General features: G+C 67.7%; 21 protein-coding genes and 1 tRNA gene. 16 read left to right on the forward strand and 6 right to left on the reverse strand.

Features of this window, described 5'->3' with window-relative positions:
• Positions 1-360 carry a LapA family protein gene (locus V4U86_RS01320; protein ID WP_395309511.1) on the reverse strand — a complete coding sequence of 120 codons (360 nt, stop codon included), beginning with the start codon at positions 358-360 and terminating at the stop codon, positions 1-3.
• Positions 361-490: 130 nt separating this feature from the next.
• Between V4U86_RS01320 and V4U86_RS01325 the strand changes: the two genes are divergently transcribed.
• The 5 genes from V4U86_RS01325 to V4U86_RS01345 are packed head-to-tail and all read left to right on the forward strand — an operon-like array spanning position 491 to position 4582.
• Entirely contained in the window at positions 491-1432 is a 942-nt protein-coding gene (locus V4U86_RS01325) for an ABC transporter substrate-binding protein (protein ID WP_395309512.1), read from the forward strand.
• 7 nt (positions 1433-1439) lie between these two features.
• Positions 1440-2549 carry an ABC transporter ATP-binding protein gene (locus V4U86_RS01330; protein WP_395309513.1) on the forward strand — a complete coding sequence of 370 codons (1110 nt, stop codon included), beginning with the start codon at positions 1440-1442 and terminating at the stop codon, positions 2547-2549.
• A gap of 32 nt (positions 2550-2581) precedes the next feature.
• Positions 2582-3238 carry an ABC transporter permease gene (locus V4U86_RS01335; protein WP_395309514.1) on the forward strand — a complete coding sequence of 219 codons (657 nt, stop codon included), beginning with the start codon at positions 2582-2584 and terminating at the stop codon, positions 3236-3238.
• Positions 3235-4005 carry an ABC transporter permease gene (locus V4U86_RS01340; protein WP_395309515.1) on the forward strand — a complete coding sequence of 257 codons (771 nt, stop codon included), beginning with the start codon at positions 3235-3237 and terminating at the stop codon, positions 4003-4005. Before V4U86_RS01335 ends, V4U86_RS01340 begins: the two co-directional genes overlap by 4 nt.
• Complete coding sequence (locus tag V4U86_RS01345) at positions 3992-4582, forward strand: putative glycolipid-binding domain-containing protein (RefSeq protein ID WP_395309516.1); 591 nt, start codon at positions 3992-3994, stop codon at positions 4580-4582. The genes V4U86_RS01340 and V4U86_RS01345 overlap by 14 nt, the downstream gene beginning before the upstream one ends.
• Here V4U86_RS01345 and V4U86_RS01350 read toward each other — a convergent pair.
• Positions 4545-5450 (reverse strand): prephenate dehydrogenase, encoded by a 906-nt coding sequence (locus V4U86_RS01350; protein WP_395312278.1) that lies wholly within the window; start codon positions 5448-5450, stop codon positions 4545-4547. The two genes, V4U86_RS01345 and V4U86_RS01350, sit on opposite strands and share 38 nt — an antisense overlap.
• Positions 5451-5581: 131 nt before the next feature.
• Here V4U86_RS01350 and V4U86_RS01355 point away from each other — a divergent pair, with 131 nt between their 5' ends.
• From V4U86_RS01355 to V4U86_RS01365, 3 genes are all read left to right on the forward strand, one after another.
• Positions 5582-6100 (forward strand): tRNA adenosine deaminase-associated protein, encoded by a 519-nt coding sequence (locus tag V4U86_RS01355; protein WP_395309517.1) that lies wholly within the window; start codon positions 5582-5584, stop codon positions 6098-6100.
• A complete protein-coding gene (locus V4U86_RS01360) occupies positions 6097-6546 on the forward strand; it encodes a nucleoside deaminase (protein ID WP_395309518.1) in 450 nt (149 codons plus the stop codon). The genes V4U86_RS01355 and V4U86_RS01360 overlap by 4 nt, the downstream gene beginning before the upstream one ends.
• A 106-nt stretch (positions 6547-6652) precedes the next feature.
• Positions 6653-6743: transfer RNA gene (locus V4U86_RS01365), tRNA-Ser, on the forward strand.
• Between the two features lie 54 nt (positions 6744-6797).
• Here V4U86_RS01365 and V4U86_RS01370 read toward each other — a convergent pair.
• Positions 6798-8468, reverse strand: coding sequence for an alpha/beta hydrolase (locus V4U86_RS01370; protein WP_395309519.1), 1671 nt, complete (start codon positions 8466-8468; stop codon positions 6798-6800).
• Positions 8469-8581: 113 nt separating this feature from the next.
• On the opposite strand from V4U86_RS01370, the gene V4U86_RS01375 reads away from it, so the two are divergent.
• Positions 8582-9778, forward strand: a complete 1197-nt coding sequence (locus V4U86_RS01375) for a zinc-binding dehydrogenase (protein WP_395309520.1) — start codon at positions 8582-8584, stop codon at positions 9776-9778.
• On the opposite strand, the gene V4U86_RS01380 is transcribed toward V4U86_RS01375, so the two are convergent.
• Positions 9742-11145 (reverse strand): PE-PPE domain-containing protein, encoded by a 1404-nt coding sequence (locus tag V4U86_RS01380; protein ID WP_395309521.1) that lies wholly within the window; start codon positions 11143-11145, stop codon positions 9742-9744. The two genes, V4U86_RS01375 and V4U86_RS01380, sit on opposite strands and share 37 nt — an antisense overlap.
• A gap of 97 nt (positions 11146-11242) precedes the next feature.
• On the opposite strand from V4U86_RS01380, the gene V4U86_RS01385 reads away from it, so the two are divergent.
• Positions 11243-11605, forward strand: coding sequence for a DUF732 domain-containing protein (locus V4U86_RS01385; protein WP_395309522.1), 363 nt, complete (start codon positions 11243-11245; stop codon positions 11603-11605).
• A gap of 52 nt (positions 11606-11657) precedes the next feature.
• Here the strand turns inward: V4U86_RS01385 and V4U86_RS01390 are convergent, their stop codons facing one another.
• Entirely contained in the window at positions 11658-12176 is a 519-nt protein-coding gene (locus tag V4U86_RS01390; RefSeq protein ID WP_395309523.1) for a lipoprotein LpqH, read from the reverse strand.
• Between the two features lie 118 nt (positions 12177-12294).
• Complete coding sequence (locus V4U86_RS01395) at positions 12295-12735, reverse strand: lipoprotein LpqH (RefSeq protein ID WP_395309524.1); 441 nt, start codon at positions 12733-12735, stop codon at positions 12295-12297.
• A gap of 55 nt (positions 12736-12790) precedes the next feature.
• Here V4U86_RS01395 and tgt point away from each other — a divergent pair, with 55 nt between their 5' ends.
• The 6 genes from tgt (at position 12791) to V4U86_RS01425 (ending at position 19821) form a co-directional block, all read left to right on the forward strand.
• Positions 12791-14008: a tRNA guanosine(34) transglycosylase Tgt gene (gene tgt / locus V4U86_RS01400; RefSeq protein WP_395309525.1), complete on the forward strand. Its 1218-nt coding sequence runs from the start codon at positions 12791-12793 to the stop codon at positions 14006-14008.
• A gap of 19 nt (positions 14009-14027) precedes the next feature.
• Positions 14028-15251: a cytochrome P450 gene (locus tag V4U86_RS01405; protein ID WP_395309526.1), complete on the forward strand. Its 1224-nt coding sequence runs from the start codon at positions 14028-14030 to the stop codon at positions 15249-15251.
• A gap of 78 nt (positions 15252-15329) precedes the next feature.
• On the forward strand, positions 15330-16535 hold the full coding sequence (locus V4U86_RS01410) for a saccharopine dehydrogenase family protein (RefSeq protein WP_395309527.1): 1206 nt from the start codon (positions 15330-15332) through the stop codon (positions 16533-16535).
• A 10-nt stretch (positions 16536-16545) separates the two neighbouring features.
• Positions 16546-17886 (forward strand): acetyl-CoA hydrolase/transferase family protein, encoded by a 1341-nt coding sequence (locus tag V4U86_RS01415; protein WP_395309528.1) that lies wholly within the window; start codon positions 16546-16548, stop codon positions 17884-17886.
• 28 nt (positions 17887-17914) lie between these two features.
• Positions 17915-19264 carry a hydroxysqualene dehydroxylase HpnE gene (hpnE, locus tag V4U86_RS01420; RefSeq protein ID WP_395309529.1) on the forward strand — a complete coding sequence of 450 codons (1350 nt, stop codon included), beginning with the start codon at positions 17915-17917 and terminating at the stop codon, positions 19262-19264.
• On the forward strand, positions 19261-19821 hold the full coding sequence (locus tag V4U86_RS01425) for a TetR/AcrR family transcriptional regulator (protein ID WP_395309530.1): 561 nt from the start codon (positions 19261-19263) through the stop codon (positions 19819-19821). The genes hpnE and V4U86_RS01425 overlap by 4 nt, the downstream gene beginning before the upstream one ends.
• The last annotated feature ends 9 nt before the right edge of the window (positions 19822-19830 follow it).

A 19830-nucleotide genomic window follows, 5' to 3' on the forward strand; every position in this document is an offset into this window, starting at 1 on the left:
CTACCGGCGTTTCGCGGCGCGCCGTAATTGCAGCATCCGCATCGCGCCGACGGCAACGGTGAGCAGCCCACCGCACACCGCGGCGCCCAGGATCGCCACGCCCAGCGGAAGGCTCCAGTGCCAGCCGAGGAAGGCGAACTGTGCGGAAGCGGTGTTCTGCGCGATGAAGATCAGCAACACGATGAGGATCAGCAGGCCGATCACCAGCGCCGACCACAGTGCGGCGGCCCGGGTGAACTTCACCGGCTTCTTGGGTTCCAGGTTTGCTGGACCGGTTACCGGGGGAACGGGATCGGTCGGTCCGAGGGGTTCGAGCGGGTAGTCCGGGTCGGACGGGGTCGCGTACGGATCATTGCTCATGTTGCCATCTTGCCCTTTTTACCGGCGTGCGAAAGCCCCTCACGCTGAATCAAAGTCCGGCATGTCGCCTCGTGGCCCGTTACTGTCGTGAAATTGCCACGCGTCGACGCATGAGGGCCGAGGGGACGGTATGCGCAGCATCCGTAAAGTGATCGTCGTCTGCACCGCTTTGCTCGTGCTGCTCTGCGCGGGGTGCGGCAGCTCGAATCCGCTCGGCGGCGGTGAGATATCCGGTGACCTGCGGTCGATCACGGTCGGTTCGGCGGACTTCACCGAGTCGAAGATCATCGCCGAGATCTACGCTCAGGCGTTGGAGGCCAACGGCTTCACCGTGAAACGGCAGTTCGGCATCGGCAGCCGGGAAACCTACATTCCCGCCGTGCAGGACCATTCCATCGATCTGATCCCGGAGTACACCGGGAACCTGCTGCAGTATTTCGACGCGAAAGCCACCGCGACGACCTCGGACGCCGTGCTGCTCGCGCTGCTCAAGGCGCTGCCGGGTGATCTGTCGATCCTGTACCCCTCGCCCGCCGAGGACAAGGACACCCTGGCGGTGTCCGAGGAGACCGCGCAGCGCTGGAACCTGAAGTCCATCGCCGATCTCGCAACCCACTCGGCGGAGGTGAAAGTCGGTGGACCCTCGGAGTTTCAGACCCGCCAGACCGGACTGGTCGGACTGAAGGAGAAGTACGGCCTGGACATCTCGCCGGCGAACTTCATCGCGATCAGCGACGGCGGCGGCCCCGCGACCGTGCAGGCGCTGACCAACGGAACCGTCACCGCCGCCAACATCTTCAGCACCTCGCCCGCCATCGAGAAGAGCAATCTGGTGGTCCTGGAGGACCCGGAGAGCGTCTTCCTCGCCGCCAACGTGGTGCCCCTGGTCGCATCGCAGAAGATGTCGACCCCGCTGAAATCCGTGCTCGATGCGGTGAGCGCCGAGCTGACCACCGAGGCGCTGATCGCGCTGAACACCTCGGTCGAGGGCAATGCGGGCGTGGACCCGGATGAGGCGGCCGAAAGCTGGATCAAAGACCACGGTTTCGACCAACCGCTGCCGGGTAAGTGAGGACGCGATGATCACGTTCACAAACGTCACCAAGCGCTACCCGGACGGCACCGTTGCCGTCGACGACCTCACCCTCGACATTCCGGAGGGCACCCTGGCGGCCTTCGTCGGGCCGTCGGGCTGCGGTAAGACCACCTCGATGCGGATGATCAACCGGATGATCGAGCCGACCTCGGGGACGCTCACCGTCGGCGGCGAGGACGTCACCAAGGTCGACCCGGTCAAGTTGCGGCTCGGCATCGGCTACGTCATCCAGAGTGCGGGCCTGATGCCGCATCAGCGGGTCATCGACAATGTCGCCACCGTGCCGGTGCTCAAGGGCGAGTCGCGGCGCAGCGCACGCCGGGCCGCCCTGCAGGTGCTGGAGCGTGTCGGTCTGGATCCGAAACTGGCGCAACGCTATCCCGCGCAGTTGTCCGGTGGTCAGCAACAACGCGTGGGGGTTGCCCGAGCGCTGGCCGCCGATCCGCCGATCCTGCTGATGGACGAGCCGTTCAGCGCCGTCGATCCGGTGGTGCGCGAGGAACTGCAGGCCGAGATCCTGCGGCTGCAAGGCGAACTGCGCAAGACCATCGTGTTCGTCACACACGACATCGACGAGGCGGTCAAACTCGGGGACAAGGTGGCGGTGTTCGGCCGAGGAGGCGTGCTGCAGCAGTACGCCGACCCGGCCTTCGTGCTGTCGAACCCGGCCAACGAAACGGTGTCCGGATTCGTCGGCGCCGACCGTGGGTACCGCGGGCTGCAGTTCTTCGAGGCCAACGGTCTGCCACTGCATGACATCCGCCAGGTCGCCGAGGAGGACGTCGACCACTTGCAGCTGGCACCGGGGGACTGGGCGCTGGTGACCCGCGCCGACGGAAAGCCGTTCGCCTGGATCAATGCCGAAGGCGTGGAGGTGCACCGCAACGGAAGTAGCCTCTACGACAGCACAATCGGCGGGGGCTCGTTCTTCCGGCCCGGCGGCAGCCTGCGGCTCGCACTGGATGCCGCGCTGTCCTCGCCGTCCGGGCTGGGGGTGGCGGTCGACCAGGACGGCCGGCTGCTCGGTGGGGTGCAGGCCGACGATGTGCTGGCCGCCCTGCGGCAGCAGCGCCGGGTTCCGAAGGTCGGTTAGATGAGCGACGCTTGCGGAGCGAACCGACAGCCATGACGTACCTACTGACCCACCTCGACGACGCGTGGACGCTGACGCTGATCCACCTGCGGCTGTCCCTGGTGCCGATCGTGCTGGGACTGCTCATCGCGGTGCCGCTCGGTGCGATCATCCAGCGGACCACCGCGCCGCGCCGGATCGTCACGGTGATCGCCAGCATCGTGTTCACCATCCCGTCGCTGGCGCTGTTCGTGGTGCTGCCGCTGGTCATTCCGACCCGCATCCTGGATGAGGCGAACGTCCTTGTGGCGCTGACGCTCTACACCACCGCGCTGCTGGTGCGCGCGGTACCCGAGGCGCTGGACGCGGTGCCCGCCGATGTGCTCGACGCGGCCACCGCCGTCGGCTACCGACCGCTGACCCGGATCGTCAAAGTCGAACTGCCGCTGGCCATCCCGGTGCTGATCGCCAGCCTGAGAGTCGTGGCGGTGACCAACATCTCGATGGTGTCGGTCGGCTCGGTGATCGGTATCGGCGGGCTGGGCACCTGGTTCACCGAGGGCTACCAGGCCAACAAGAGCGGACAGATCATCGCCGGCATCATCGCGATCTTCGTGGTGGCCGTGGTGATCGACACGCTGATCCTGTTGGCGGGCAAGGCGCTCACCCCGTGGGACCGACGCCCCCGTGCGAAGGCCGGTGCCCGGTGAACTTTCTGAACGAGGCGCTGTCCTACATCTTCACCGCGGCCAACTGGTCCGGGCCGGCCGGCCTGGGCATCCGGATCGCCGAGCATCTGCAGTACACCCTGATCGCGGTGCTGTTCTCGGCGCTGATCGCCATCCCGGTCGGGCTGCTCATCGGCCACACCGGTCGGGGCACCTTCCTGGTGGTCACCGGCGTCAACGCGCTACGTGCTCTGCCCACCCTGGGTGTGCTGCTGCTCGGTGTCCTGCTGTGGGGGCTGGGGCTGATCCCACCCACGGTCGCGCTGATGCTGCTGGGCATCCCGCCACTGCTGGCCGGGACCTATTCGGGTATCGCGAACGTCGACCGTGCGGTCGTCGACGCGGCCCGGGCCATGGGTATGACCGAGCGGCAGATCCTGCTGCGCGTCGAGGTGCCCAACGCGCTGCCGCTGATCCTCAGTGGCCTCCGCACCGCCACCCTGCAGATCGTGGCCACCGCCACCGTCGCGGCATACGCCAGTCTGGGCGGGCTGGGCCGGTACCTGATCGACGGGATCAAGGTGCGCGAGTTCTACCTTGCGCTGGTCGGGGCCCTGATGGTGACCGCGCTGGCCTTGATCCTGGACGCGGCGCTCGCCCTGGCGGTGTGGTTGTCCCAACCGGGTGCCGACCGGTTCGGGCGGGGTGCCCGGTTACCGCAACCGCTGCTCAACGATGAGGTGGCCCTCGAATCGCCCAACGCGGCTACGCAGTCCGGGGGCGGTCGCATACGGTATGAGGGTGACTGAACCAGCCGAAAAGTGGCCGGCGATCCTGACCTGGCGTGCGCACGATGTGCCGCGGATGGAGTCGGTGCGCGTGCAGTTGTCCGGCAACCGGATCAAGGCGTACGGCCGTATCGTGGCCGCCGCCACATCGTCACACCCCGCATTCAGCGCGTCCTACGATCTGGTCACCGACGAGTCCGGGGCCACCAAACGACTGTCACTGACCATGACGCTGGCCGAGCGGGAACGCCAGCTGTCCATCGCCCGTGACGAAGAGGGCATGTGGCTGGTGCGGGATCACCAGAACCAGACCAGCCGGGCCGCCTTCGAGGGCGCATTGGACGTCGACGTGGTGTTCAGTCCGTTCTTCAACGCGCTGCCGATCCGGCGCACCGGGCTCTACCAGCGGGCGGAATCGCTGGAGCTGCCCGTGGTGTACGTGCGGCTGCCGGAGCTGACCGTGGAGTTGGAGACGATCAGCTACGCCGGTGCCGGGTCGAACGGGATCAACCTGAAGTCGCCGGTCGCCGAGACCACCATCACCGTCGACGACGACGGTTTCATCCTCGACTACCCCGGACTGGCAGAGCGGATCTGATCACTCCGCCGGCCCGGCCGGCCGCGGCGAGTTCCTCGCGCCACTGCGGGGCGCCGACGGTGACGGTCAGGATGTCGGGTCTGCTGAAGCTGTCGTAGCGGATCCGGGCGGCGTGACCCGCCTCCACCAGATCGGCCACCGATTTGTGCTTCGCGAGGTTCGACCGCGCCCGGGTGAGCAGTTCGATGCTGCGGTCCAGTCCGGTGAGCAGCTGCTCGGAGTTGGCCTCGCACATCGCGCGGACCAGGTCCGGGGCGGTGGCCGCCACCCGGGTGCCGTCCCGGAACGATCCGGCGGCCAGGGCGTAGGCCAGCGGGACGTCCCCGGCCGTCACCGCCAGCGTCTCGGCCAGCAGATGCGGCAGGTGCGATATCGCCGCCGCCGCGGCGTCGTGTTCATCGGAGCGGGCCGGCACCACGAAGGCGCGGCAGGTCAGGGCGAGATGCATCACCTCGGCCCACACGCCGGCGTCGACGTCGTCGTCCACGCTGATCACCCAGGGGGTACCGGCAAACAGATGTTCGTTGCCCGCGGCCCAACCGGAGTGCGCGGTGCCCGTCATCGGGTGCCCGCCGACGAATTTCGGGCGCAGCCCGGCGGCCTCGACCTGCGCCAGCACCGGACCCTTCACGCTGATCACGTCGGTGAGCGGGCAGTCCGGGGCGATGGCCCGGACGTGGTCGAGCATGACGGCGAGCGCGGGCATCGGGACGGCCAGCACGATCAGGGCACCGGTCTCGGCGGCGCGGGACAACGCGGCGTCGATCGCGGTGGTGGCGTCATAGCCGTCGAACCGGGCGGCCTTCACACCGTCCACCGAACGGTTGTAGCCGAACACCTCGCGGCCCGCCGCGGCCGCCGCCCGCATCAGCGATCCGCCGATCAATCCCAGGCCCAGCACGCATACCGGAGTGTCGGTCACCGGTCTAGGTTGGCACACCTTCCGGCGGGTGGTGAATAGGTGGTCAACGCCCCGGCCGGGGACTACCGTTATCGCCCATGGGAGCACAGCGTGCCCCGGCGCAGGAGGCTGCCAACCTGCCCGGTGGATTCGGAGTGGCGGTCGTCCGCGAGGACGGCAAGTGGCGGTGCACTCCGATGCGTAAGGCCGCGTTGAACAGCCTGGCGGCGGCCGAGACCGAGCTGCGGGAACTACGTAGCGCCGGTGCGGTTTTCGGTCTGCTCGATGTCGACGAGGAATTCTTCGTGATCGTGCGGCCGGCCCCGGCGGGCACCCGGCTGCTGCTGTCGGACGCGACGGCCGCGCTGGACTACGACATCGCCGCCGAGGTGCTGGACAAGCTGGACTCCGATATCGACGACGAGGACCTCGAGGACGAGGACCCGTTCGAGGAGGGCGACCTCGGCGTGCTCTCCGACGTCGGACTGCCCGAGGGGGTGCTCGGCGTCATCGTCTCCGATGAGGAGATGGAGATCGAGGAACAGATCACCGCGATCGCCCAGCGGTTGGGCTTCGAGAACGAGTTGGTCGCGGTGCTCGACAAACTCGGTCGGTGAACCCCGAGCAACTGATCCGGGCCGCCCTGGACGCCGCGGCTGCGGCCGGGCCCCGCGACGTCCCCATCGGCGCGGTGGTGTTCGCGCCCGACGGCACCGAGCTGGCCCGCGCCGCCAATGCCCGCGAAGAACTGGGTGATCCGACCGCGCACGCCGAGATCCTGGCGATGCGTGCCGCCGCGGCCCGGCTCGGTGACGGATGGCGGCTGGAGGGCTGCACGCTGGCGGTGAGCGTCGAACCGTGCACCATGTGCGCCGGGGCGCTGGTGATGGCGCGGATCGGGGTGCTGGTGTTCGGCGCCTGGGAACCCAAGACCGGCGCCGTCGGATCGCTGTGGGATGTGGTGCGTGACCGTCGGCTCACCCACCGGCCCCAGGTGCGCGGCGGGGTGCTGGCCGCCGAGTGCGCCGCCCCGCTGGAGGAGTTCTTCGCCCGGCAGCGCTGACATCGCCGGTTTCTGCACCAGGGTCGTGCGCGGGCGTCGACCGCAGCCCTGGCGTAGAAATCGACGCGATTATGGCCAGCCGCGCGCGCCCGGTAAGCTTCTCGCCGGTGGCGTGTCCGAGCGGCCTAAGGAGCACGCCTCGAAAGCGTGTGACGGGTAACCCCCGTCCGAGGGTTCAAATCCCTCCGCCACCGCCATGAAAGCCCCCGTCCGAATGCGGACGGGGGCTTCTGGTTTTTCAGACGGCCCACTCAGACCGCGAGGGTGACGAACCGCGCCGCGGGCACCGGCGCCGAACCGATGACGACGCCGTTCGAGGTGCCCTTCGGAGTGCTGATCGAGATGGCGCTTCCCGGTGCCAGCTCATCGCCGTTGTCGGTGTCCCCGGCGAACCAGTCGGTGAACCAGGTGGCCGACAGCATGTCGACGGCCGCCTGGTTCTGTGACTTGGGGAAACCCGCGATCAGGTAGGCGGCGAACTGAATGATCGGGTTGCCGCCGCGCATCGAGTCCATATGCACGCCGCCGGAGAGCACCACCCCGTTGAACCGGCCCGGCCGCGCCTCGTTCAGTGCCTGCTTGACGTTGCTCACGGAGTTGAACGCGTTCGACGGCGCGCCGATCTCCCGGACCGGTATGTAGCGCCCGGTGACGTCCTCGTAGTCCTGCAGCTTGCGCAGCGCGTTGGCCATGGTGTCCCCGGTGGGCACCCCGTCCAGGGTGATCACCCCGACCAGATCGCCGGCGGCATCTTTGTCGACGAGGTATCCCGCGGCCGCCGACACCAGCTGACCACCCAGCGAATGCCCGGCCAGGCCGAACTTCACCGGCAGCTTGGCGGTGGCCGGGTCGAGACCGTAGCGGGTGGCGAAGCCGGCGGCCAATGCGCTGTCGTTCAGCGCCTTGCGGTCGCCGGTGAACAGGTCGGCGATGGCCATTGCGGTGTCCTCACCGCCGAGCCAGCGGTCGTTGCGGTCGAAGAAGTTCGACGGGATCGACGGGGTGACCACGATGGCGCCGGTCGCCTCGGCGAGGTTGGCCGCGGTGTGGCTGTACATCGGGCCGAGTGCCAGGAATCCGTGCTGCAGCACGATCAGCTTGTCCGGGACGGTATCCCCTTCGGGGTAGTACCAGTTCGCCTTCAGGCGTTGGCCGTTGGACAGCGAGATGGTCGAATTACGCACCGTCACCGTACTTTTCGCGGGCAGCGACGGCGGTCCGGCGAGCAGCGCCTCCAGCGCCTGCAGAGAGTTTATGGCCAGCCCTCCGATCGCCCGCATCACCGAGTCGGTCACCCCGGCGATCCAGCGGAACAGCGACCCGCCCGGCGCGGCCGCGGCCTGCACGGGCGCCGTCTGTGCCGGGACGGCGGCCAGTGCCAGCGATGCACCGGGTCCGGCCGACGGTGCGAGGGCGGAGCTGATGTCGGCCGCGTGGGGAGTGAGCACGGCCGGCGGGTCGGCGGCGGCCGGGGAGCTGACTTCAGCGGCGGCCGGTTCGGGCGCCGAAGCGGTCACTGCCGCGCTGCGGGGTTTGAGCGACGTCGACCCGGCGGCCCGGGCGAAGAGGTGGCGCTTGGGCTTCTTCGGGGCTTCGGCGACGGTGTCCTCGTGGTCATCGGCCGGGGTCTGTGCTTCGGGCTCGGGTTCGGGCGCAGGCGCGGCCTCGATCACGGCATCGTCGTTGGCATCGTTGTCGGTGGCGGCGTCGGCCTTGGTGTCCGGATCGGTGGTCGGGCCGGAAACCGGTGACCCGGAATCGGGCGAGTCCGAGGCGGGACCCGACGCGGCATTCGTCGACGACCCCTCTGTGTTGCCCGCGGTGGCGTCGTCGGCCACCGCCACGCCCGCACCGGCCAGCACGGCCGCCGAGACCCCGGCCGACAGAAGCCCCGTGCTGACCCACACCGAGAGGCGCTCCATGTTTCCCCCTGACATTCGACGAAGAAATTCCTTCCGCATATTGACAGGGCGGTAACCGCCACGGGCGGTTTTGGTAGAGCGCCATACTCAGGTACTGACGAAGGGAAATACCTATGAGGGCTGTCAGCTGTGTATCCGGCGAACTGTCGGTGGTCGATCTTCCCGCCCCGCGCCCGGCGCCCGGCCAGTTGGTTCTCGACGTGCGGAGATGCGGGATCTGCGGGTCGGATCTGCACGCCAAGGATCACGCCGACGAACTTGTCGAGGTGATGGACGCGGTCGGATACCCGGATTTCATGCGCGGGGACACGCCGGTGGTGATGGGGCACGAATTCTGCGGGGATATCGTCGAGCGGGGTCATGGCGTCGCCAAGGAGTTCAAGGTCGGCGCCACCGTGGTGTCCTTCCCGCTGCTGCGCGCACACGGCGGCGTGCACCTGACCGGGCTCTCGCCGCTGGCGCCCGGCGGCTACGCCGAGCAGGTGCTCAGTGAGGCCGCCATGAGTTTCGTGGTGCCCAACGGGCTGGATGTCGACATCGCCGCGCTCACCGAGCCGATGGCGGTCGCCTTGCATGCGGTGCGGCGCAGCGACATCGGACGTAGGGATACCGCCATCGTGATCGGCTGCGGCCCGGTCGGGTTGGCCGTCATCTGCCACCTCAAGGCGATGGGGGTGTCCACCATCGTCGCGTCCGATTTCTCGCCCACGCGCCGCGAGCTTGCGGGCCGGTGCGGCGCGCACGTGGTGGTCGATCCCGCGCACGAGTCCCCGTATGACCGGGTGGCTCGGCAGAAGGGCGTCATCACCGCTGCCCCCGACCTGTACGAGCTCGGCATGGGCTCGATGGAGAAGCTGCGCAAGGTGCCCGGCTGGGCTCATCTGTACCGGGTTGCCGAGAAGCTGGGGGCCGCAGGACCGAAACGGCCCGTCATCTTCGAATGTGTCGGTGTGCCGGGCATGATCGACGGGGCCATCACCGCCGCACCGGTCAACAGCCGGGTCATCGTGGTCGGGGTCTGCATGGGTGACGACCGGATCCGGCCGGCGCTGGCGAACGGCAAGGAGATCGATCTGCGATTCGTGTTCGCCTACACACCACTGGAATTCCGGGACACCCTCTACCTGTTGGCCGAGGGCAAGGTCGATGCCTCGGCCTTGGTCACCGGCACCGTCGGGCTGGACGGGGTGGCCGCGGCTTTCCGGGCGCTCGGCGATCCGGAAGCCCACGCGAAGGTGTTGATCGACCCGCGTAGCGCAGCCGTCGACCCCGGTCAGGCCGCCTCGGCGCCGCCGTCCCGGCTGCCCTGATCGGAGCCGGACGCCTCGGACGCTTCCGACGCCCCCGAACCGGAGCTGTCGGAGTTGTCGGGGGTGTCCGTCGGTTCGGTCGTCGGCTTCTTGGTGGTGGACTTGTCGCCGAACACCGTCCGGATCGTGCCGCGCAGCGCCTTCTCCAGCGGACCGGCCGCGAACTTCTTCTTTTTCTGGACCGTGGTCACCGGGTGTTCGGCACTGTCCTCGGTTGCGTCCTCGGCCTCAAGGTCGGCCTCGGATGCCGGTTCTGGATCGGGGACGCTGCGCAACGTCACCGGTGCAGTCCGGTCCTGGGTTCCGGTGGCCGCGAGGTCGGGTTCCTGCTCCGGCACGGCCGGCGTGCTTTTCCTGCCGAGGAGATTCTGCACCCCTTCGCGCAGTGCCCCCGGTACGGCGTTCAGCGCCTCCAGGACCTTGTGCGGCGGGGTGATCAACGAGAATGGCTTGCGGACTTCGGGATTCAGGTTCAACCGGTCGGTGTAGGCCATATCGACGATGACCCGCAGCAGCGGTTCGATGAACCCGAGGAAGCGCTCGGATACCGGGGTCACACCGAGTCGGGCGGCGATGTCGCGTAACGGGCCGAGCAGCGGCAGTTGAGGATTCGGCACCAGAATGTAGGTGTCGGTGCCGCCGGCCCCATTGGGCACCTCCTTGACGAGGTTGTCCTCGGCGTACGGGTCCATCGGGTTGTAGGACCGGTCGACATGCGCATACTCATGGCCGAGAAGACTGTTCAGCAGCGCCACCGGATTGAAGTAGGCGGGGAAGTCGCCGTACGGGTCGTATTCGTTGATGATGAAGGTGGTGTCGTACTGGGTGGGCTGATCGGGGCCCATGCCGGGTATTGCGAGGCCCGGTATGACGCCGGGAATGTTCAGGCCCGGGAACCTGGCGTAGATGCCGCCATTGGGGATGAAGGGCGTGGCGATCTCCAGGAAGCTCAGATCCAGCCGTGACGGTGGGTTCGTCGACCGGGCGAGGTCCCGCTTGAGTTGCTGGGCGAGCAGCGACCCCTCGGAGTAGCCGACGACGAGGATCTTCCCGGGCGAACCCGCCAGCGTGTCGTCCAGGTTTTCGCGTAGCGCCGGCATTCCGACCCGGACGCTGTTGGTCATGTCGAGCGTGGCCGGGTACGGGCTGCCGATGTAGGAGTAGCCGGGTGGCACGACGGCTCCATTGAGCTTCAGGAGCAACCGCTCCGAGGTGGTGTCCTTACCGCCACCGATCCCGATGACGGTGTTGACCAAGGTGACCAGGGAATGCACCGCCGCCCCGGTCGCCTGCCCGAGCACCAGGGCGACCGACAACCCGATGGCGGTCAGCGCCGTGAGAAGTGATCTGCGGAGTCCTACAGCCATGTGATGTCCCCTCGACGATCAGGACGGTACCGGGGTATTGCGGATCGCAAGAGGGATTTGCCACGTCCCGATCGGCGGGGGATTAGAGTCAGCGCGCATGAAGGCTTCTCGGGTATTGGTGGCGGCCGCTGCGGTGACGGCGGGAGTGGCCGGTATGGCGGGTGTCTCGGCACACAGCGCGCCACCGGCCCGGGCGGATGTGGTGGCCTACTTGGTCAATGTGCATGTGCGCCCCGGATACAACTTCCCCAACGGGGATGTCGCCATCGCCTACGGGAACAGCGTCTGCGACCGGGTCGCGGCGAAGATGCCGTATGCGGAGTTGGTGAATCAGCTCAAGGCCGATTTCCACACCAGCGACTACTACCAGGCGGGCTATCTGATCAACCAGGCCGTCAACGAGCTGTGCCCGGCCCAGATCTGGCAGTTGCGCGAATCGGCCGCCGGCTACACCGGATGACAGAACGGCGGCGCCCCGTGCCGGAGCGCCGCCGTCCTTGTGAGCTACCCGATCAGGGGCAGGTGACCTCGATGGTGAACGGCTTGTTCAACGGTGTCGTCGGGTTCGCCATGTCGACGCCGGTGGCGGTCCCGCTGATCTTGTAGGTGTTGCCGATCTTCTCGGCGGTGGCTTCGCCGCCGGCACCCTGGGTGAAGCCCAGCGAGACACCGTCGACGTTGCCGAGCGCGACCGAGCTGACGGTCGGGGCGTCGCCCTCGCTGACCACCGCGGCGATGCCGGTCATGGCTTCACCGATCGCGATGTTGACGTTGCCGCCCATCGCGGCACACACCACGTTGCCCTCGACGGCCTTGTCCTGTCCGTCGATGGTCACCTTGGTGGTGCCCGCCCCCGTGGTGACGGACGGCGACTCGGCGGCCGTGGTGGTCTCCTCGACGGTGGTGGTGGCCGTTACGGTGGTCTCTTCGGTTGTGGTGGCCGATGAGGATTTGTCGTCCGACGAACAACCGGACAGACCTGCGATCACGAGTGCGGCACCACCCACGGCGACTACGAAGCCACGTTTCACGTCTGATCTCCTTTTCCGTGTTACCCGTCAAGGACCCCCCGACGGCCTTTGAGCAGTATGGTGCGCTGTCGACACTTCATGATCAGTTTGCGCGAAATACTTGACTTGGCCGCCGTGGTCAGCAGGACACCCGGAGCGTGAACTTTCCGTCGGTGACGAAGCTCTGCGCGTCGGTCCGGAAGCCGGTCGCGGTGCCCGTGATGACATAGGTGGGGCCGGTCATGGAGACCTCGGCAGCCGGCTCACCCAACCCCGCGTTGTAATTGCCGGTGAACCCGGCCTTGTCGCGGATACCGACCGATTCGGCGACGAGCCCGTCGCCACCGGAAACCAGGGCGGTCAGCCCGGAGGCGTCGGTGCCGGCGGTGATGGTGGTCAGAAAGCCCGTCGACGAGCAGTGCACGTCGTGGGTGGTGCCGCCGTCACGGCCGTCGATGCTGATCTGCGCCGTACCGGCCGGCAACACACCCTCCGGCAGCGGCTCGGCTTCGCGGTCGGACGAGCAGGCGACCGAGGTCGCCCCGGCTGCTGCGATCAGGAACAACGCTCGGAATTTCATGGACCGAATGTACGGCCGGGCGGGGGCGGGCACAGTGACTTGGTTGAATGTCGGGGTGAGTGAGCAGTTCTTCGAGGTACGGGCCGAACTACCCGGCCGGTCCGGGCGCGCCGGCACCATCCATACCCCGCACGGCGATATCCAGACCCCGGCGTTCATCGCGGTCGGAACCGCCGCCACCGTCAAGTCGGTGCTGCCGGAGACCATGAAAGACATTGGCGCACAGGCAGTCCTGTCCAACGCCTACCATCTCTATCTGCAGCCGGGCCCCGATGTCGTGGACGAGGCCGGGGGCCTCGGCGCGTTCATGAACTGGCCGGGACCCACCTACACCGACAGCGGCGGCTTCCAGGTGATGTCGCTGGGCGTCGGATTCAAGAAGGTGCTGGCCATGGATGCCAGTCGGGTACAGGCCGATGACGTCATCGCCGAGGGCAAGGAACGGTTGGCTCACGTCGACGAGGACGGGGTGACGTTCCGCTCGCACCGCGACGGGTCCGTGCACCGGTTCACCCCCGAGGTGTCCATCGGCATCCAGCATCAGCTGGGCGCGGACATCATCTTCGCGTTCGACGAGCTGACCACGCTGGTGAACACCCGCAGTTATCAGGAAGAGTCGGTGCGCCGCACCCACGACTGGGCGGTGCGCTGCGTGGCCGAGCACCGCCGGCTCACCGAGGTGCGCCACGACAAGCCGTATCAGGCCCTGTTCGGGGTGGTGCAGGGCGCGCAATACGAGGATCTGCGCCGGAAGGCCGCGCGCGGCCTGGCCGACCTCGGCTTCGACGGCTTCGGTATCGGTGGGGCGCTGGAGAAGCAGAACCTGGCCACCATCGTCGGCTGGTGCACCGACGAGCTGCCGGACGACAAACCGCGGCACCTGCTGGGGATCAGCGAGCCGGATGACCTGTTCGCGGCGGTTGCCGCGGGCGCGGACACCTTCGACTGCGTTTCCCCGTCGCGGGTCGCGCGCAACGCGGCGGTGTACTCGGCGAGCGGGCGGTTCAACATCACCGGCGCCAAGTACAAGCGTGATTTCACGCCCATCGACGCCGAATGCGACTGCTACACCTGCGCGCACTACACCCGGGCGTACATCCACCACCTGTTCAAGGCCAAGGAGATGCTGTCCTCGACGTTGTGCACCATCCACAACGAGCGGTTCATCATCCGACTGGTCGACCGGATCCGGGAATCGATCGTCTCCGGGGACTTCGACGAGCTGCGCGAGGACGTCCTGGGCCGGTATTACGGCAGCCCGAGCGCTTCTTAGACATTTGTACAATAAAGCCATGACGAGTGCTGCGGACGCGCAGATGTTGCTGGTCCAGATGCTCGACCCGGCCAACCGGGCGGATCCGTATCCACTGTTCGCGCAGATCCGCGCACACGGTCCGCTGCTGATGCCGGAAGCGAATATGGCGGTGTTCTCCTCGTTCGCCGACTGCGACGAGGTGCTACGGCACCCGGATTCCTGCAGTGACAGTATGAAATCCACTGTGGTGCAACGGCAATTGGCCGCCGGAGCAGTGCCGCCGCGCGGGAACACGCCGGGGTTTCTCTTCCTGGACCCGCCCGATCACACCCGGCTGCGCAAGCTGGCACAGCAGGCGTTCGCGCCCCGGGTGGTACGTGAACTGGAGCCCGAGATCGCCGCCACGGTGGACGGATTGCTCGACGCGATGGCCGAGGCGGGATCGGCCGACCTGATCAGCGATCTGGCCTACCCGCTGCCGGTCGCGGTGATCTGCCGGCTGCTCGGTGTCCCGGTCGCCGACGAGTCCGAGTTCAGCAGCGCGGCAGCGCTGGTGGCCCAGGCGCTGGACCCGATCATGACGATCACCGGCGAGCCGGCCGAGCAGGCCGACGCCCGCATCGCCGCGGGGGACTGGCTGCGCGAATACCTCGGTGGCCTGGTCGAGGAGCGCCGTGCCCACCCGCGTGCGGATCTGATCTCGGCGTTGATCGCCGCCGAGGAGGACGGCGACCAGCTGACCGCCGACGAGATCGTCGCGACCTGCAACCTGCTGCTGATCGCCGGACACGAGACCACGGTGAACCTGATCGCCAACGCGGCGCAGCAGATGCTGCGGATGCCCGAGCACTGGGCGGCGCTGGCGGCCGATCCGGATCGGGCGGGCGCGATCGTCGAGGAGACGCTGCGGCTCGATCCGCCGGTGCAGTTGTCGATGCGGATCGCCGGGGCCGACATGCGGATCGGCGGGCAGGAGATCCCCAAGGGTGACAGCATGCTGCTACTGCTGGCGGCGGCCCAGCGGGATCCGGCCATGTACGAGGCTCCCGACGAGTTCCGGCCGGACCGGGGTGCGGTGCGGCATCTGTCCTTCGGGCTCGGACCGCACTTCTGCCTGGGCGCACCACTGGCCCGGCTGGAGGGTCGAGTGGCGCTGAGCAAACTCACCGCCCGTTTTCCGCAGGCCCGGCTGACTGCCGAGCCGGTCTACAAACCGAACGTCACCCTTCGCGGTCTGGCTTCGCTTTCAGTTGGTTTTTAGCGCACAAACGATCAATTCGGTGTAAAACTGCGGGGGAAAGTCACCATTTCGTCGATCTCGGCACCGTATGGTGTCGGCATGCGGATTCTCCTGGTGGGTGCCGGCGGCGTCGGCTCGGCGTTCTGTGCGATCGCCGCGCGACGAAACTTCTTCGAGAAGATCATGGTGAGCGACTACGACGGTTCCCGCGCGCAGCGGGCGGCCGACGCGGTCGGCGATGCCCGGTTCAGCGCCGCCCAGGTCGATGCCACCTCCGCCGATGCCGTCGCGGCCCTGGTCCGCGAGCACGGCATCACGCACGTGATGAACGCCGTCGATCCCCGGTTCGTCATGCCGATCTTCAACGGCGCATACGCCGGCGGCGCCGACTACCTGGACATGGCGATGAGCCTGTCCGTGCGCCACCCGGACAAGCCCTACGAGCAGACCGGGGTGAAACTCGGCGACGAACAGTTCGCGGTGCAAAAGGATTGGGAGTCGGCGGGCCGGCTGGCATTGGTCGGTATCGGCGTCGAACCCGGTCTGTCGGATGTCTTCGCCCGGTACGCGGCCGACCATCTGTTCGGCGAAATCGAGGAACTCGGAACCCGCGACGGCTCCAACCTCACCGTGGACGGCTACGAATTCGCGCCATCCTTCTCGATCTGGACCACCATCGAGGAATGCCTCAACCCGCCGGTGATCTGGGAGGCCGATCGCGGCTGGTTCGTCACCGAACCCTTCAGTGAGCCAGAGGTTTTCGACTTCCCCGAGGGTATCGGGCCGGTGGAGTGCGTCAACGTCGAACACGAAGAGGTGTTATTGATGCCGCGCTGGGTGGACTGCAAGCGGGCGACGTTCAAATACGGGCTCGGCGAAGAGTTCATCGACGTCCTCAAGACGCTGCACAAGCTGGGCCTGGACCGCACCGACAAGGTGACGGTCGGGGGCGTCCAGGTCAGCCCACGCGACGTCGTCGCCGCCTGCCTGCCGAACCCGGCAGAGCTGGGCCCGAAGATGAAGGGCAAGACCTGTGCGGGGCTCTGGGTGACCGGCACCGGCAAGGACGGCCGGGCGCGCTCGACCTACCTCTACCACGTGGTCGACAACGAATGGTCGATGGCCGAGTACGGACATCAATGCGTGGTCTGGCAGACGGCCATCAATCCCGTTGTCGCCCTGGAACTTCTGGCCACCGGAACCTGGAAGGGCGCCGGGGTGCTGGGCCCGGAGGCCTTCGACGCGGTGCCGTTCCTGGAGTTGTTGACCGCCTACGGCTCACCATGGGGGATCAAGGAGCTGTAGCGTCACGGCCATGCCAGTAGAGCTCACCGCCGAGCAGGCCGCCGCCCGACTGCAGTCCGTGGACACCCTGGGCATCCCGCTGGGGCCCGGCCAGCCACCGGCCTTCCTGCGCGCACTGGGTGACCGCGACGACTGGACCGATCTGCGGGTCTACGGCGCGTTGCTCGCGGTGATGACCGAACTGTTCACCCGCAAGGGCGTGCGCTATCTGTCGGGCTTCTTCGGCCCGCTGGACCGGGCGGTGCGTGACGGCGGGGGCGACATCGACTTCGCGCCCGCCGACTTCCGGCGGTTCGGGCCACTGCTGCAACGCCAGGCCCCACGCGTGATGACGACGGTGACGGCACCCCCGGACGCCGACGGCTGGTGCTCACTGTCGCTGCACGCCGGCGGCACCATCGACGAATTGCACCGCGCCGGAGCCGATCCCGACCGATTGCTGATCGTGGAGGCCTCCGATGCCTTCCCGAGGACCTACGGTCTCGGCGAGAAGTACCGGCACGCGCTGCACGTCGACGAGATCGACATCCTGGTGCGGTCCTCGGAAGCTCCGCTCGCGCTGCCCGGCGCTGACGCGGAACCCAATGACGTGGACCGGGCGATCGCCAAGAACGCCGTGGCCTACATGCCGTCCGGGGTCACCCTGCAGACCGGTATCGGGTCGATCCCCAATCAGATCGCCACGCTGCTCGCTGAGGGCGACGGCGGCGACTTCGGCCTGCACAGCGAGATGTTCACCGACGGCTGCATGCGGTTGCACCGGGCGGGCAAGATCGCCAATGTGCACAAGGGGCAGTTCGACGGCGTCAGCGTGACCACGTTCGCGTTCGGGTCGGCCGAACTCTACGAATGGCTGGACGACAATCAAGAGGTGGCGTTCCTGCCGGTCGAGGTCGTCAACTCTCCCGAGGTGATCGCCGAGAACAACCGGATGATCACCATCAACGGCGCGTTGGGCATCGACATCCAGGGGCAGGTGGTCGCCGACACCATCAACGGTGCGCAGTTCAGCGGGATCGGTGGCGCCGAGGACTTCGTGGCCGGCGCCGGCCTGGAACTGTCAGACCGGTCGCTGATCTGTCTGCCGTCGACCTACACCAAGGACGGCGAACTGCGCTCGCGAATCGTCCCCTACTTCGGTCCCGGGGCGGTGATCACCACCCCGCGTCACCATGTGGACGTCATAGTCACCGAACACGGCACCGCCGAACTGGAGGGCCTGACGGTCCGCGAGCGAGGCGAGGCGCTCGCGGCGATCGCCGATCCGCAGTTCCGTAAGGGGCTGCTCGAAGCCGCTGCGCGTGCAGCCAAGGGCAATTCGCCGGTGCCGGATCGCACGATCCTGCTGTAACTTACAGAATGTAAGTTATGGTCACCGCATGACGGATACGCGGCGTTTCGTGGTCATCGGTGGCGGCTTGGCCGGTTTGGCCTCGGCGATCTGGCTGGCTGAGGCCGGCTGCACCGTGACCCTGCTGGAACGTCGCGGCAGCCTCGGCGGCCGTGCGCACGCCATGCGGGCCGAGGCCGTCGATGACGTGCCCGACAACGGTCAGCACGTCATTGCCAGCGGATACCAGCACCTGTACCGGTACCTGCGCAGCGTCGGCACCCGCGAACACATCGCCTTCCCGAAGTCCTCGACGCTGCGCTGGCCGGACGGGCGCAAGGTCACCATGCACACCACCGGTCTGGGTGCGGTCAAGACCCTGCTCGGGGTGCACCCGGATGCTAGTTGGGCCGACAAGCTGCGTGCCGCGCGGGCGACCATGCTGTTGGGCTGGCAGGCGCTGCGGCAGCCGGCCGATCTGACCGACCTGTCCACAGAACAGTGGTTCGACCGGGTCGGCATGCCGGCCCCGGCCCGAGAAGCGTTGTGGGACTGGCTGGCTCTGGGTATCGCCGCCGAACCGGTGGCGCAGGAGTCGGCGAAGGTCTTCGCCAACGTGCTCGGAACCGGCATCCGGCTCGGGATCAGGCATCGCACTCCGGTCACCATCGGCTACCCGACCGTCGACCTGGACACCCTCTACATCCAGGGCGCGCTCAGGGTCTTCGAGGAGCACGGGGTCGACGTACGGTACCGGGCGGTGGCGCGCAAGATCCACATCGCCGACGGTGCGGTCACCGGTGTGGCGCTGGCCGACGGCACCGAGATCCCGGCGGATGCCGTGGTGTGCGCGGTGCCCAACTCGAGCATCGGCGGACTACTCGACGATCTCCCCGAGCATGCCGAGATCTATGCCGCCGCAGACAAACTCGGCTACACCCCGATCGTCAGCACCAATCTCTACCTGGACCGGCCGCTGGGTACCGAGTCGGCCTTCGAAGGGTTGATCGGCGGGACCGGCGTCATCGACGAGGTCTTCGACCGGCAGATCATGCACGGCCGCAGCACCGAGCGGGCCTGGCTGTACTGCCTGACCACCAGCGGCGCCTACGAGCAGATCCACAAGAGCAACGAGGAGATCGTCGACGAGCAGATGGCCCTGCTGCGGCGCTACTATCCCGCAGCCTCGGAGGCGAAGGTGCTGGAGGCGCAGGTGGTCAAGATGCCACGGGCCACCTTCTCTCAGGTCGTCGGCACCGACGGGTTGCGTCCGCCGCAGCGCACCTCGGTGCCCTCACTGGTGCTGGCCGGGGACTGGACCGCCACCGACTGGTCGGCCACCATGGAGAGCGCGGTGCAAAGCGCGGCCAAGGCCGTCGACCTGCTGCTGAAGAAGTGACCCGCCGCCGGCTCAGCGGCGCGCAGCGTCGCGACCAGCTGCTCGATGTGGCCCGCGATATCGTCGCCGCTGACGGTTACTCCGCGTTGACCATCGACCGCGTCGCGCGGTCCGCGGATGTCACCAGAGCGGTTGTCTATCAACAGTTCACGGATCTGGACGGTCTGACGACCGCGCTGCTGGACCGGGAATCGGCGATCGCGTTCGCCGGGATGGGCAGCGTCGAGGGGGCGCGCGGTATCGACGAGCTGGGCCGCGGCATCCTGGCTTACCTGCACGCCGCGCCCAGGAGTTGGCGGATCATCCTGCGACCGCCCGACGGCGCCCCGCCGGAAGCCCGGGTGCGGATCGAGCTGGGGCGGGCCTACGCCAGGGCCGTCGCGGCCCGGTCGTTGCACCTCGATCCGGACGGCCCGGCCGCGCGGATCCTGTTGGCGTCCATCGAGGAGCTGGCCCGGTTGCACCTGGAGGACCCCGAGGCGCATCCCGACGAATTGGTGCTGGAATATCTGGCCTCGTTGGTCGATTGGGCGCGCGAGCGGGCATCGCTGGTGTAGCCGGACACG

Origin of the sequence: Mycobacterium sp. AMU20-3851 (genome assembly GCF_043974665.1) — a bacterium.
Classification (GTDB): Bacteria; Actinomycetota; Actinomycetes; order Mycobacteriales; family Mycobacteriaceae; genus Mycobacterium.

What these genes read in the sequence shown, in the direction of transcription:
- V4U86_RS01320 (WP_395309511.1), bottom strand. Translation starts at nt 360, where the DNA reads ATGAGCAATGATCCGTACGCGACCCCGTCCGACCCGGACTACCCGCTC.
- V4U86_RS01325 (WP_395309512.1), top strand. Translation starts at nt 491, where the DNA reads ATGCGCAGCATCCGTAAAGTGATCGTCGTCTGCACCGCTTTGCTCGTG.
- V4U86_RS01330 (WP_395309513.1), top strand. Translation starts at nt 1,440, where the DNA reads ATGATCACGTTCACAAACGTCACCAAGCGCTACCCGGACGGCACCGTT.
- V4U86_RS01335 (WP_395309514.1), top strand. Translation starts at nt 2,582, where the DNA reads ATGACGTACCTACTGACCCACCTCGACGACGCGTGGACGCTGACGCTG.
- V4U86_RS01345 (WP_395309516.1), top strand. Translation starts at nt 3,992, where the DNA reads ATGAGGGTGACTGAACCAGCCGAAAAGTGGCCGGCGATCCTGACCTGG.
- V4U86_RS01350 (WP_395312278.1), bottom strand. Translation starts at nt 5,450, where the DNA reads ATGCGGGCGGCGGCCGCGGCGGGCCGCGAGGTGTTCGGCTACAACCGT.
- V4U86_RS01355 (WP_395309517.1), top strand. Translation starts at nt 5,582, where the DNA reads ATGGGAGCACAGCGTGCCCCGGCGCAGGAGGCTGCCAACCTGCCCGGT.
- V4U86_RS01370 (WP_395309519.1), bottom strand. Translation starts at nt 8,468, where the DNA reads ATGGAGCGCCTCTCGGTGTGGGTCAGCACGGGGCTTCTGTCGGCCGGG.
- V4U86_RS01375 (WP_395309520.1), top strand. Translation starts at nt 8,582, where the DNA reads ATGAGGGCTGTCAGCTGTGTATCCGGCGAACTGTCGGTGGTCGATCTT.
- V4U86_RS01380 (WP_395309521.1), bottom strand. Translation starts at nt 11,145, where the DNA reads ATGGCTGTAGGACTCCGCAGATCACTTCTCACGGCGCTGACCGCCATC.
- V4U86_RS01385 (WP_395309522.1), top strand. Translation starts at nt 11,243, where the DNA reads ATGAAGGCTTCTCGGGTATTGGTGGCGGCCGCTGCGGTGACGGCGGGA.
- V4U86_RS01395 (WP_395309524.1), bottom strand. Translation starts at nt 12,735, where the DNA reads ATGAAATTCCGAGCGTTGTTCCTGATCGCAGCAGCCGGGGCGACCTCG.
- V4U86_RS01405 (WP_395309526.1), top strand. Translation starts at nt 14,028, where the DNA reads ATGACGAGTGCTGCGGACGCGCAGATGTTGCTGGTCCAGATGCTCGAC.
- V4U86_RS01410 (WP_395309527.1), top strand. Translation starts at nt 15,330, where the DNA reads ATGCGGATTCTCCTGGTGGGTGCCGGCGGCGTCGGCTCGGCGTTCTGT.
- V4U86_RS01415 (WP_395309528.1), top strand. Translation starts at nt 16,546, where the DNA reads ATGCCAGTAGAGCTCACCGCCGAGCAGGCCGCCGCCCGACTGCAGTCC.
- hpnE (WP_395309529.1), top strand. Translation starts at nt 17,915, where the DNA reads ATGACGGATACGCGGCGTTTCGTGGTCATCGGTGGCGGCTTGGCCGGT.